12 protein-coding genes and 2 pseudogenes are annotated in these 12,833 nt (G+C 71.4%); 11 read left to right on the forward strand and 3 right to left on the reverse strand.

What is annotated here, in order from left to right; translation table 11 throughout:
* Positions 1-124: 124 nt before the first annotated feature.
* From ACFWUY_RS33190 to ACFWUY_RS33230, 9 genes and pseudogenes are all read left to right on the forward strand, one after another.
* Positions 125-499, forward strand: a pseudogene (locus tag ACFWUY_RS33190) (class I SAM-dependent methyltransferase); the annotation flags it as partial.
* Between the two features lie 627 nt (positions 500-1,126).
* Complete coding sequence (locus ACFWUY_RS33195; protein ID WP_384118556.1) at positions 1,127-2,377, forward strand: alpha/beta fold hydrolase; 1,251 nt, start codon at positions 1,127-1,129, stop codon at positions 2,375-2,377.
* 9 nt (positions 2,378-2,386) lie between these two features.
* Entirely contained in the window at positions 2,387-3,019 is a 633-nt protein-coding gene (locus ACFWUY_RS33200) for an MBL fold metallo-hydrolase (protein WP_384118558.1), read from the forward strand.
* Between the two features lie 47 nt (positions 3,020-3,066).
* Positions 3,067-3,846, forward strand: a complete 780-nt coding sequence (locus tag ACFWUY_RS33205) for an exodeoxyribonuclease III (protein ID WP_384118560.1) — start codon at positions 3,067-3,069, stop codon at positions 3,844-3,846.
* 116 nt (positions 3,847-3,962) lie between these two features.
* Positions 3,963-4,406: a DUF6278 family protein gene (locus tag ACFWUY_RS33210; RefSeq protein WP_384118561.1), complete on the forward strand. Its 444-nt coding sequence runs from the start codon at positions 3,963-3,965 to the stop codon at positions 4,404-4,406.
* 137 nt (positions 4,407-4,543) lie between these two features.
* Positions 4,544-5,290 carry an amino acid ABC transporter ATP-binding protein gene (locus tag ACFWUY_RS33215; RefSeq protein WP_384118564.1) on the forward strand — a complete coding sequence of 249 codons (747 nt, stop codon included), beginning with the start codon at positions 4,544-4,546 and terminating at the stop codon, positions 5,288-5,290.
* A 14-nt stretch (positions 5,291-5,304) separates the two neighbouring features.
* Entirely contained in the window at positions 5,305-6,222 is a 918-nt protein-coding gene (locus tag ACFWUY_RS33220; protein ID WP_384118568.1) for a glutamate ABC transporter substrate-binding protein, read from the forward strand.
* 30 nt (positions 6,223-6,252) lie between these two features.
* Positions 6,253-6,897, forward strand: a complete 645-nt coding sequence (locus ACFWUY_RS33225; RefSeq protein WP_384118571.1) for an amino acid ABC transporter permease — start codon at positions 6,253-6,255, stop codon at positions 6,895-6,897.
* Complete coding sequence (locus ACFWUY_RS33230) at positions 6,894-7,751, forward strand: amino acid ABC transporter permease (protein WP_384118574.1); 858 nt, start codon at positions 6,894-6,896, stop codon at positions 7,749-7,751. The genes ACFWUY_RS33225 and ACFWUY_RS33230 overlap by 4 nt, the downstream gene beginning before the upstream one ends.
* 37 nt (positions 7,752-7,788) lie before the next feature.
* Here the strand turns inward: ACFWUY_RS33230 and ACFWUY_RS33235 are convergent, their stop codons facing one another.
* Both ACFWUY_RS33235 and ACFWUY_RS33240 read right to left on the reverse strand, forming a co-directional pair.
* Positions 7,789-9,345: a CocE/NonD family hydrolase gene (locus ACFWUY_RS33235; RefSeq protein ID WP_384118576.1), complete on the reverse strand. Its 1,557-nt coding sequence runs from the start codon at positions 9,343-9,345 to the stop codon at positions 7,789-7,791.
* 101 nt (positions 9,346-9,446) lie between these two features.
* Entirely contained in the window at positions 9,447-10,358 is a 912-nt protein-coding gene (locus tag ACFWUY_RS33240; protein WP_384118578.1) for a hypothetical protein, read from the reverse strand.
* Positions 10,359-10,399: 41 nt separating this feature from the next.
* Between ACFWUY_RS33240 and ACFWUY_RS33245 the strand changes: the two genes are divergently transcribed.
* Both ACFWUY_RS33245 and ACFWUY_RS33250 read left to right on the forward strand, forming a co-directional pair.
* Positions 10,400-10,567, forward strand: a complete 168-nt coding sequence (locus tag ACFWUY_RS33245) for a hypothetical protein (protein ID WP_384118581.1) — start codon at positions 10,400-10,402, stop codon at positions 10,565-10,567.
* 264 nt (positions 10,568-10,831) lie between these two features.
* Positions 10,832-12,088 (forward strand): cytochrome P450, encoded by a 1,257-nt coding sequence (locus ACFWUY_RS33250; RefSeq protein WP_384118583.1) that lies wholly within the window; start codon positions 10,832-10,834, stop codon positions 12,086-12,088.
* On the opposite strand, the pseudogene ACFWUY_RS33255 reads toward ACFWUY_RS33250, so the two are convergent.
* Positions 12,039-12,769 (reverse strand): annotated as a pseudogene (locus ACFWUY_RS33255) (hypothetical protein). The gene ACFWUY_RS33250 and the pseudogene ACFWUY_RS33255 sit on opposite strands and share 50 nt — an antisense overlap.
* Positions 12,770-12,833: the final 64 nt, after the last annotated feature.

Here is a 12,833-nt window from a genome sequence, read left to right on the forward strand (position 1 = left end):
TCCCCTCCTCGGGGGTGCTTCCGTCTGCTCCCCCCTCTTTTTTCTATTTTAGGGGGGGGGGTTGTCTGCGGGGGGCCCGGCTCGCCACCCCCCCCACACCCGCTGTGCCGTACCGGCCTGAGGAATCCCGGCGGGTGCCGAGACGTGGCCGCTGCCGGATGAGTCGTTCGATGTGGTCTTCGCGGCGACCGCGTTCCACTGGACCGACCCCGCGGTAAGGGTGGCGAAGGCCGCCGACGTCGAGGGCTCGGATTATGCGCGGGAGGTCGCGCGAAGCGGTCGGTTCGGCTCCACGGTCTTCTCCCGCTGCGAGCAGGACCTCACGTACACCACGTCGGAGTACCTGGAACTGCTGCGCGCCTACTCCGGCCCCCGAGCTCTTCCGGAAGCAGCCAGGAACGGACTGCCGGAATGCGTCGCGGGCCTGATCGACGGGCGGTACGGCGGCCGGGTGACCAAGCGATCCCTCATCGAGCCGGCAGTGGCACACCGGCGGTGATGCCGGTCGGTGCACCCGGCCGCCCCCTGGGCGGGGCGGCCATGGAGGTGCCGCGTCCGTGAGCGGCAGGGACTCGGGGACGAGGCCGGCGAAGAGGCTCCGCGCCGGAGTCCGCGTCAGGAACCGGACCGCCTCGGCCAGGTCGTCGGCGGTGTAGTCGTGGCTGCCGACCGCGTGGGAGAGGTCGCGGACGAAGGTGCTGTGCTCGAAGCTCACCCGAGGGCCGGGAGAGACCGAGGACCGGCTCATGCAGAGCTTCTGGGCGGCGGCGGAGAATCCCTGCCGTGCGATGACGTGCAGGAAGATCCACAAGCGGTGCAGGTCGAGTGTCACGGAGACGCGTTCCCGTCGTGCGGAGGGGCACGGGAGTCATGGTCCATGTTGTGCCCCCGTGCCGGCCGCCGTGGCGGGGACGGCGAACCCGCGCCGGGCCGACCGGCCGTGGTCACCCCGGGCACGGGCTCGTGTGCCCCCTCGGCCCCGGAACGCGTCCGGAGATCTCCCGGCTGCCCCCCGCGAGGCCGACCAGGGCATCCGCACCTCTGCGACCTCGACGGCACGACGTGATCCGCTCCCCGCGTACCCCCGGCCATGGGGGGTTCCGTGAGAGATGAGAGGGTCTGGCGGGTGAGTGAGACATCGACGAACACCCTGCAATACCGCGTTGACGGTCCGGACGATGCCCCGGTCCTGGTCATGGGGCCCTCCCTGGGCACCACATGGCACATGTGGGACCGGCAGATACCCGAGCTCACCCGGGACTGGCGGGTCGTCCGTTTCGACCTTCCCGGGCACGGTGGCGCGCCCGCCCTCCCCTTCACGTCCGTCGCCGAGCTCGGCGACCGGCTCCTCGCCACCCTCGACTCGATCGGCGTCCAGCGCTTCGGCTACGCCGGGTGCTCCCTCGGCGGCGCCGTCGGCCTCGACCTCGCGCTGCGCGCCCCCCACCGGGTCGCCTCCCTCGCCCTGGTCGCCGCCTCACCGCGGTTCGGCAGCGCCGACGAGTTCCGCCAGCGCGGTGTCATCGTCCGGGCCAACGGTCTGGAGCCGATGGCCCGCGCCGCCCCCGAACAGTGGTTCACCTCGGTGTTCGCCGGCGCGCAGCCCGCCATCGTGGACTGGGCCGTCCAGATGGTCCGGACGACCGACCCCGTCTGCTACACCGCCGCCTGTGAGGCCCTCGCCGTCTTCGACGTACGCGAGGCCCTCGACCGGATCGCCATCCCCGCGCTCGTCCTCGTCGGCTCCGAGGACCAGGTCACCGGCCCCGCCGAGGCCAGGACCCTGGTCGCCGGGATCGCCGACGCCCGGCTCGCCGTCGTCCCCGGCGCCTCGCACCTCGCGCCCGTCGAGCAGCCGGCCGCCGTCACCGATCTGCTCCTCGACCACTTCGCGGGCACCGCCCCGGACACCAGCGGCATCCTGACCGTGCCGCCCCTGCCCGCGACCCCGGTGCCCGTGGCCGAGCCCGCCCCGGCCGCCGAGGTCACCGAGGCCGGCCGCCCCGACCCGTACGAGAAGGGGCTCGGGCTGCGCCGCGAGGTCCTCGGCGACGCCCATGTGGACCAGGCCCTCGCCGACGATCCCGACGGAGCGTTCCAGGACCTCGTCACCCGCTACGCCTGGGGCGAGGTCTGGAGCCGTGAGGGCATCGACCGGCGCACCCGCAGCGTCGTCACCCTCACCGCGCTCATCGCCGGGGGCCACCGGGAGGCCCTCGCGGACCACACCAGGGCGGCCCTCCGCAACGGCCTCTCGGCCGGGGAACTGCGGGAGATCGTGCTCCACGCGGGCGTGTACTGCGGCTTCCCCGCCGCCGAGACCGCGCTCCGCGTGGTGGCCCGCGTCGTCGAGGAGGAGACGACGCCTCCGGCGTAGCCTGGCGGCGTGAAGCTGACGAAGAAGTCCCACGCGTGCGTGCGTCTCGAGAAGGACGGGCGGACGCTCGTCCTCGACCCCGGCGCGTTCACCGAGGAGGACGCGGTCCACGGGGCCGACGCCCTCCTCGTCACGCACGAGCACCCCGACCACTTCGACGAGGGCCGCCTGCGGGCGGCCCTCGACGCCAACCCGGCCGCCGAGATCTGGACGCTGCGGAGCGTCGCCGAACAGCTCTCGGCGGCCTTCCCCGGGAGGGTGCACACCGTCGGGAACGGCGACACCTTCACGGCGGCCGGGTTCGACGTCCAGGTGCACGGCGAACTGCACGCGGTGATCCACCCGGACATCCCGCGCGTCACCAACGTCGGGTACTTCGTCGACGGCGCCGTCTTCCACCCCGGCGACGCGCTCACCGTGCCCGACCGGCCCGTGGACACCCTGCTGCTCCCCGTCATGGCCCCGTGGAACAAGATCTCCGAGGTCATCGACTACGTCCGCGAGGTCAAGCCGCGCCGGGCCTACGACATCCACGACGCCCTGCTCACCGATCTCGCCCGGCCCATCTACGACCGCCAGATCGGCGCCCTCGGCGGCACCGACCACGACCGGCTCGCCCCCGGCGCCTCCACCGACCTCTGAGCCGGGCGGGACGCCGATTGTCGGACCCCGCACGTAGGCTTGCGCACATGCGCATCGCCACCTGGAACGTCAATTCGATCACCGCCCGGCTGCCCCGGCTCCTGGCCTGGCTGGAGAGCAGCGGCACGGACGTGCTGTGCGTCCAGGAGACCAAGTGCACGGCCGAGCAGTTCCCCACCGAGGAGCTGCGCGCCCTGGGATACGAGTCCGCGGTCAACGCCACGGGCCGGTGGAACGGCGTGGCACTGATCTCCCGCGTCGGCCTCGCGGACGTGGTCACGGGCCTGCCCGGCGGCCCCGAGTACGACGGCGTGGAGGAGCCCCGGGCGGTCTCCGCGACCTGCGGCCCGGTCCGCGTCTGGTCGGTGTACGTGCCGAACGGCCGGGAGGTGACCCACGAGCACTACGCGTACAAGCTGCGCTGGCTGGAGGCACTGAAGGCGGCCGTCGCGGACGACGCGGCGGCGGGGCGTCCCTTCGCGGTCCTCGGCGACTACAACATCGCGCCGACCGACGACGACGTCTGGGACATCGCGGTCTTCGAGGGCGCCACCCACGTGACGGAGCCGGAGCGGGCCGCGCTCGCCGGTCTCCGCGAGACCGGTCTCTCCGACGTGGTCCCGCGCCCCCTCAAGTACGACCACCCCTTCACGTACTGGGACTACCGCCAGCTCTGCTTCCCCAAGAACAAGGGCATGCGCATCGACCTGGTCTACGGCAACAAGCCCTTCGCCGAGGCGGTCACGGACAGCTATGTGGACCGTGAGGAGCGCAAGGGGAAGGGCGCGTCGGACCACGCGCCCGTCGTGGTCGACCTCGACGTGTGACCCCGACGCACGACGGCCTGTGACCTCGGTGTACGGCGGTCGCCGCCACCCGGCGGCGGTAACGATCTCCGCGCGCCGGGTGGTCGACCGGGAGGCGGCAGTGCGACGCTGTTCTGATGAACATCCCGTTTCTCGACAACTGGCGCAAGCGGCATGAACCCGAGCCGGCCGACTCCCCGCTGGTCGCGGCCTTCGACCGCGACCCCGAGGGAGTCGGCGAGCTGCTTGCCGAATGCGAGCTGCTGCGTGCCCGTGTCGCGGAGGCAGGGGTGGCTCTCGACGACACGCCCCGCTCCCTCCAGGAGCTCGACCAGCTGCCGCCGCGCTGGCGTGACGATCCGGAGGAGCTGCCCTGGGTCGGGAACGACGCCGGGCTCTACCTCGGCACCGTCATCGTCCGGAACGTACCGGGCGCCCGCTGGCAGGTCATGCCGGGTGGCGGCCCGGTGGTGCGGCTCGCCTCCGGCCGGGAGATCCAGGTCGTCGAGGCCGGCCTCGACTGGGCGGTGACGGGCTCGCCCGAGCTCTCCCAGGTGTACGCGGAGGCCGCCGAGTACTGACTCCGCGGTGCCCCCGAACCACCCTTCCGCAGTAAATACGGCTTTTCCCGTTTTCATGCGTGTCGGGTGTTAAGTCCCTTTCCCCGTGGATAGTTTGCGCTGACTCGTCACCGCTGAGAAATGGGGCAGGGCAGCGTATGGCCGTCGTCGATCCGCTGATCGAACTGCGTGGCGTCAACAAGCACTACGGCACGTTGCACGTCCTCCAGTCCATCGATCTCACCGTCGGCCGGGGGGAGGTGGTCGTCGTCATCGGCCCGTCCGGCTCCGGCAAGTCCACCCTCTGCCGGGCGATGAACCGGCTGGAGCGCGTCGAGTCGGGCGAGATCATGATCGACGGACAGCCCCTCCCGGAGGAGGGCAAGGCACTCGCCCGGCTGCGGGCCGAGGTCGGCATGGTCTTCCAGTCGTTCAACCTCTTCGCGCACAAGACCGTCCTCGCGAACGTCTCCCTCGCACAGGTCAAGGTCCGCAAGCGAAGGAAGGACGAGGCCGACCGGCGTTCCCGCGAGCTCCTCGACCGGGTCGGACTCGCCGCGCACGCCGACAAGTACCCGGCGCAGCTCTCCGGCGGCCAGCAGCAGCGCGTGGCGATCGCCCGCGCCCTCGCCATGGACCCCAAGGCGCTCCTCTTCGACGAGCCGACCTCCGCCCTCGACCCGGAGATGATCAACGAGGTCCTCGAGGTCATGCGGCAACTCGCCCAGGAGGGCATGACGATGGTGGTCGTCACCCACGAGATGGGCTTCGCCCGCTCCGCCGCCAACCGGGTCGTCTTCATGGCCGACGGGAAGATCGTCGAGGACCGCGCGCCGGAGGAGTTCTTCACCGCCCCGCGCAGCGAGCGCGCCAAGGACTTCCTCTCCAAGATCCTCAAGCACTGAGCGGGACGGGAACCATGCAGCGTACGCACCGGACCCCGCTCGCCCTCGCCCTGCTGCTCGCCGTGACGGCGGCGCTCGGCGGCTGCGGCCGGGAGGGCAGCCCGCCCGTCAAGGGCCCCCAACCCGACCAACTCCCGGTCTACCGGGTCGACTCGGGCTTCTCCCTGCCCGACTCCGCCACCTGGAACCGGGCGAAGAAGCGCGGCCGGCTCGTCGTCGGCGCCAAGGAGGACCAGCCCTACATGGGCGAGAAGGACCCGGCCACCGGCCGCTACTCGGGCTTCGACATCGAGATCGCCAAGATGATGGCGGCCTCCCTCGGCTTCGACCCGGCCGGCATCGACTTCCGCACGATCGCCTCGGCCAACCGCGAGACCGCCCTGCAGAACGGCCAGATCGACTACTACGTCGGCACCTACACCATCAACGACAACCGCAAGAAGCTCGTCGGCTTCGCCGGGCCCTACTACCAGGCCGGCCAGTCCCTCCTGGTCCGCACCGACGAGAACGACATCGAGGGCCCGCAGGGCCTGGCGGGCAAGCGCGTCTGCTCGGCCGCCGGCTCCACCCCGTACCAGCGGATCGAGAAGGACTACCCGAAGGCGGAACTCGTGGCCTACGACACGTACTCCGCCTGCGTGGACAACCTGCTCACCTACCAGGTCGACGCCGTCACCACCGACGACACGATCCTCATGGGCTACGCCGCGAAGGTCCCCGACGAACTCAAGGTCGTCGGGAAGCCGTTCTCGAAGGAGCCGTACGGCATCGGCGTCCCGCGCGGCGACAACGCCCTGCGCTTCGCCCTCGACGACGCCATCGCCGCCCACGAGAAGAACGGCGACTGGAAGAAGGCGTACGACGCCACCCTCGGCCTCTCCGGGGTCCCCGCCCCGAAGCCGCCCGCCATCGACCGCTACCCGGCGAGCTGACCCGGAGGAGCCCCACATGGAGTCACCGGCATGGACGTCCTGACCGACAACTTCTCGCTCTACGGCAAAGGATTCCTCGGCACCGTCGAACTCACCGTCTACGCCTCGGCGCTCGCCCTCGTCCTGGGCTTCGTCATGGCCTCCTTCCGGGTCGCGCCCGTCGGATCCTTCCGGGTCTTCGGCACGGTCTGGGTCACCGTCCTGCGCAACACCCCGCTGACGCTGCTCTTCTTCGCGGTCATGCTGGGCCTGCCCCGGTTCGGGCTCGTGCTGCCCTTCGAGCTGTTCGCGGTCCTCGCCCTCGGCTGCTACACCTCGGCCTTCATCTGCGAGGTGCTCCGCTCCGGCATCAACACCGTGCCGCGCGGCCAGGGCGAGGCCGCCCGCAGCCTCGGCATGACCTTCACCCAGACCCTCGGCACGGTCGTCCTCCCGCAGGCCTTCCGCACGGTCATCCCGCCGATCGGCTCCACCCTGATCGCCCTCGCCAAGAACTCGGCCATCGCCGGGGCGTTCAGCGTCACCGAACTCCTCGGCACCTACAAGACGTTGAGCGAACTCGGCTACAACATCGTCTGGACCTTCGTCTGGATCGCCGTCGGATACCTGATCATCACCCTCACCATCAGCGCCTTCTTCCACGTCCTGGAGAAGCGCTGGGGAGTCGCCCGATGACCGAGTCCACCGCCCTCTACGACATCCCCGGACCGCACGCCCGGCGACGCCACCTCCTCTACGGCCTGGCGTCCACCGTGCTGATCCTCGCCCTGGCCGGCTGGATCCTCTACCTCCTCTTCGACAACGACCAGTTCACCTCCACCAAGTGGTCCCCCTTCCTCTACACGGGCATCCAGGAGCTGCTCCTCGAAGGCCTCGGCAACACCCTCAAGGCCTTCGCCTACGCCTCGGTGCTCTCGCTCGTCCTCGGCGCGGTCCTCGCCACCGGGCGCCTCTCCGAACACCGGGTGCCGCGCTGGATCTCCACCCTGTTCGTCGAGTTCTTCCGCGCCATGCCCGTCCTCGTGATGATCTTCTTCATCTTCGTGGCGCTCAAGGTGCAGGCGCTGCCCGCGCTCGTCGCCGGACTGACCCTCTACAACGGCTCGGTGCTCGCGGAGGTCTTCCGGACCGGGATCCACTCCGTCGCACGCGGCCAGGGGGAGGCCGCGTACGCGCTCGGCATGCGCAAGACGCAGGTCATGACCTACGTCCTGGCGCCCCAGGCCGTCCGCGCGATGCTGCCGGCCATCATCAGCCAGCTCGTGGTCGCCCTCAAGGACACCTCGCTCGGCTTCCTCATCACCTACGAGGAGTTCCTGCACGCGGGCAAGCTGATCGCGTCGAACCTCGACTACGACCTGCCGTTCATCCCCGTCGTGCTGGTCATCTCGCCGATCTACATCGGGATGTGCATGCTGCTCTCCTGGTTCGCCACCTGGGTGGCCCGCAAGGAGCGCCGCAGCCCGAAGACGAAGGCCGTGGACGTCGCTCCGGCCGAACCGGAGACGCTGCTGCCGGGACGGCAGTAGCGGCGAGGAGCCGCACCCGCCCGGCAGCAGCCGGTGATCACTCCTTCCGCAGCGGTACCGACACGTACGACGGGTCGGTCGCCGGGGAGGAGAAGGTCAGCTGCGCGCCGGTCGGGTTGTGCTCGATGTAGAGCGGGTCGACGGTGTCGACGACCAGCGCGAGCCGGTGCCCGGCCGGTACGTCGTACGCCGTGGAGAACAGCTCCAGGTCGACGGCGAACGGCGTGCCCGGCGTCCGGTCGTGGAAGGTGTACGGGGCGTTGCTGACCAGCTTGCCGACGCCGAGCGGGCCGACGTCGTAGAGGTACGCGACGAGGGTGCCGCTCGTTTCGGCGGGGGTGACGGTGGTGTGCACCTTCACCGTGCCGCGCACCCGCTGCGGGGTGTCGTACCGCTCCGAGTGCCAGACGCCGGCGAAGGCGCGGGGCAGCAGGGGGACGGAGACGACGGGCGGGGTGCGGAGGAACTGGTCCAGGGCGTTGGTGAGCAGGGTGATGCCGCCGTTGGCGCCGGAGTCGACGTTCGCCCAGACCCGCTGCGTACCGTCGAGGTCGAACTTCCGCTGGTTCGCGTGGACGGACTTCCAGTCGGGGTAGCCCTCGTAGCCGCCGGCCGACCGGGACGTGAGCTGGACGGGCTGCTCGCGGTCGATGCCGTTGTCGACGCCCTTGAGGTGGCGGTCGAACCAGCGGTGGGCGCTGGTCCAGGTGTCGTTGGGGAGCCCGAACAGGCCGGTGGCCTCGGCGGTGGCGTGGTCGCCGGGGCGGAACTCGAGCCGCTTGGGGCCGGTGAGCTTCTCGAAGAAGCTCGCGTACTGGTTGGGCGGGAAGATGGTGTCGCCCCAGGCGTTGCCGAGCATGATCGCGGCGCCGTTGGCATTGATCCGGTCGAGGTGGGCGGCGGGGGACCGGGTGCGCCCCCAGGCGATCATCTCGTCCTCCTTGTCGAGGTTCGACGAGAGGAAGTCGCCCAGCACTTCCTTGAGTTCGGGTCCGGGGCGGCCCGTGAGGTAGCCGGCGCCGCCGAGCAGGGCGGCGGCCTGGAGGTGCTGGGTGCGGCCGCTGTAGATGGACTCGATGAGGTCGGCCCAGCCGCTGAGCGCGGCGACGGCCTTGACGCGGGGGTCGTGGGCGGCGGCGAGGAGGCTGATCCCGGCGCCGTACGAGACACCCGCCATGCCCACGTGCTCGGGGTCGGAGGGGGTGTTCGCGAGGGCCCAGTCGATCACCTTCGAGGCGTCGGCGACGTCCTTCGGCCCGGCGGTCTCGATCTCCCCGCCGGACTGCCAGAAGCCGCGTGAGTTGTAGCTCACCACGACGTAACCGGAGTCGGCGAGCTTCTTGGCCTGGGCGAGGTACTCGATCTGGGGCATGGCCCAGCTGGTGGGAAGCACGATCAGGGGATGGCGGCCGGAACCGGCGGGGGCGACGACGTTCGCCTTGAGGACGGTGCCGCCCTCCCCGGCGATGTCGACGAAGCGGATGCCGGTGTCGGTGCTCGCTCCGGTCTCTCCGGCCTGGGCGGCGGGCGCGAGCCCGAGGGCCGTCCCGGCCACGAGAGCGGCCGAGACGGCGAGGGCCAGGGATGTGCGCACGGGTCACTCCTCACTGGGGACACTGCTGGGGGTGGTGGGGGGGCAGTGAAAGTGACCCGACGGTAACCGGGGCGGCTTACCCGTGGTAACCGGTCGGTATGTTACGCGAGAGTAACGATTGGCTGCGGTGTGGCGCCGCCCAGGATCCCCACCGCCTCCCCGAAGTCCGCGTGGGCCTCGCCGTACCGCTGGACGGCGACGAGGAACATGGCGCGGTCCGTCAGGGCGTGGGCGAGCGCCTCCGACGAGGCGGGGAGGCGCCGGGCGAGCGCTACACCTTCGTCGAAGACGGGGCGCAGACGCTCCTCGATCCGGTAGGTGCGCTTCCCTTCGAGCAGGGCAGCCCGCCGGGCCGGCCGCTGATGGGCCGCCGGCGCCTCGGAGAGCCGCCCCGCCTCGACCGGCCGGGCGACCTCCGCCTCCAGGGCGGGGGCGGCGGCGAAGTAGGACTTCCTCGTGTCGGGCGACCAGTGAAGGGGGTCGGCCCCGAAAGGCGGCGCCGGCGCCTCCCTGGACCCGGCGGGCTCCGCCGCCCGGCCCGACAGGGCGAACAGGGTGCTCCACCGGGAGAGGACGTTGCCCCAGACCTTGGGCTCGCCCGTCTCCGCCAGGCGGACGAGCGGCAGCAGGGCTTCCTGCCGGTCCGCGCCCGCCTCCTCCCGGCGGCCGGCGGCGTCGAACATCCGGGAGCGGTGGACGAGCTCCCACACGAGGACGGCGAGGGAGGAGGTGGCGGCCTCCGCCGTGCGCCGGGTGTCGTCCACGAGCACCGTGAAGGCGCCGAGGGCCTCGTCGCGCCGCCCGGCGGCGTCCAGCTCCGCCGACCACTCCACCGTGCTCCAGAAGGAGACCTCGGGCTGCCCCGATCCCCCGTACCTTCCGCAGATCTCCGCCGCCTCCGCGTGACGCCCCTCCTCGGCGAGGACCTTCGCCAGTTGCCCCTGCCCGTACGCGGGACTCGCTACCTGCCCCGCTCGTAGCCGAGCCGCCCGGCCGCCGCCATCTCCTCGCACGCCGCGAACCCCTCGGTCCGACGCCCGGCGGAGAGCAGGGTGTGCCGACAGGTGTCCAGGGCGCCGCAGAGCACCTCGGTCCTGTTCGGTTCACCGGCGTCGACGCGCCGGGCGGCCTCGGCGTGCAGCGCGAGCCGCAGTTCCCGCCCGCCCCGGTTCCCGACCTCGTACCCGTACGAGACGAGTGCCTGACCAGTTTCGGCAGATAGGCCGCCGGGCTCACCCGCGCGAGCACCCGGTACGCCTGGACCTCCTGGGACGGGCTCGGTCGTCCCGATCCGAGGAGCATCGTCCGCGCCCGCAGCACCGCATCGTGATCGACGTTCTCGGAGTGATTCATGACGGTGATTCCGGGAGTCGCCGACCGGGCCGGACAAGGCTCTCGAACTGTGCGATCAGTCCTACGAAAACCGCCCCTGACCTGTCAAGATGGAAACGTCTTCACCTCTGGACGACGGTCGGCGGGAGGCACGGTGGGGGACGCGAGCGACGTACCCGACGTCTTCGATCCGCGGATCTACGCCGCAGGCATCCCGCACGACCGCTTCCGCGCGCTGCGCGACCGGGCGCCCGTCGCGTGGCAGGAGGAGCCGGAGGTCCTGGGGTGGCCGGCCGGACCCGGTTTCTGGGCCGTCACCCGGCACGCCGACGTCGTCCGGGTGCTCAAGGACGCGGGGACGTACTCCTCGTGCCTCGGCGCCACCCAGATCCGGGACCCCGACCCCGCCGACCTGCCGTTCATCCGGCGCATGATGCTCAATCAGGATCCCCCGGGGCACGGGCGGTTGCGGCGACTCGTCAGCCGGGCCTTCACCCCGAGGCGGATCGAGCGCTTCGGAACCACCGCGCGGGAACGGGCCCGGACCCTGATCGGTGCGGCGGTCGCGGACGGCGGCGAGGTGGACCTCGTCCGGACCGTCACCGACGAGTACGCCCTGCTCAACCTGACCGACCTGCTCGGCGTGCCCGCGAGCGACCGGGGGCTCCTGCACACCTGGACCGAGCGGGTCATCGCCTACCAGGACCCCGATGAGCCCCCGGTCCTCGACGCCGAAGGCCAGCCGGTCAACCCCCGTTCGCCCGCCATGCTCGCCGACATGTTCTCCTACGCCCAGGAGCTCGCCGCGTACAAGCGCGCGCACCCCGCCGACGACGTCATGACCTCGCTCGCCACCTCCGAACTCGCCGACGCCGAACTGGAGATGTTCTTCTTCCTGCTGACCGTCGCCGGCAACGACACGGTCCGCAGCGCCGCCCCCGGCGGACTCCTCGCCCTCGCCCGGAACCCCGGCGAGCAGCGGAGGCTGTGGGGCGGGGAGGTCGCCATGGACACGGCGGTCGACGAACTCCTGCGCGTCCACCCGCCCGTGCTCTCCTTCCGGCGCACCGCGGCCCGCGACGCCGAGCTCGCGGGGCGGACGGTCCGGCGCGGCGACAAGGTCGTCGTCTTCCACGCCTCCGCCAACCACGACGAGCGCGTCTTCCCCGACCCGCACCGCCTCGACCTCGGCCGGACCCCGAACCCGCACGTCTCCTTCGGCGACGGCCCGCACGTCTGCCTGGGCGCCCACTTCGCCCGGCTCCAGCTCCGGGTGTTCTACGAGGAGGTGCGCCGGGCCTGCGACGGCCTGGAACCCGCCGGGCCGCCCCGCCGCCTCGTCTCCAACTTCATCAACGGCGTCACGTCGCTGCCGGTGCGGCCGCGGGGGCCGTCAGCGCCGCGCGCGTGACATCGGCCACCACCTCCACCACGTCGGGGCCGTACGCCTGCGTGTTGACCACCTTGAGGAGCAGGACGAAGGAACCCGAGCGGTGGGTGCGCGCAAGCGACTCGTGGTGGCGCGCCAGGTAGCGGGTCGCCGCCTGGTTGGTGATGGCCCGCTGCCCGCAGAAGAGGAAGACGGGCCGGCCGCCGTCCCCCGCCGTGAGCCGGGCGAGGATCACGTACTCGGTGACCCCCTTCTCCATGAGGTGCCGCTCACCGCCGACCGTGATCGATCCCCTGACCTCGGAGGGCTGCACGTCCACGTTCATGGTCACCCCGGGGAGCAGGGTGGCCAGGTGGGCGGCCGTCCTGCGATTCGAGTACGGCCCGCCGACACAGAACTCGGTCCTGTCGCCGAAGCCCTGGTGGGCCACGTCGTGCGCGAGGATCCGGGCCTGTGCCCCGCAGTCCTTGATGAGCGCCGAGAGCTCGAGCATCGCGAAGACGTCGAAGCGGTGCACGACGTTGTCGCCGCCCGCCTCCCGGTTACCACGAGCAGGCACTCCGAGCCCCCCGGAAGGCCGAAGAACGCCTGCTTCCGGCGGAGCCTGCGCCGCCAGAGGTACGTGCGGGCCAGCCAGCCGAGGGACGCGCTGACCCCCGTCGCGAGCACCCCGAGCACGATGTTGCGCACGTCTTCGTTCATGGGCGCGCATGGTAGCGGCGAACCGGCCCCTTGTTCGAGGCGGTCCTGACGGAACGGGCCGAGG

Origin of the sequence: Streptomyces sp. NPDC058664 (assembly GCF_042716635.1) — a bacterium.
In the GTDB taxonomy this organism is placed as follows: Bacteria; Actinomycetota; Actinomycetes; order Streptomycetales; family Streptomycetaceae; genus Streptomyces.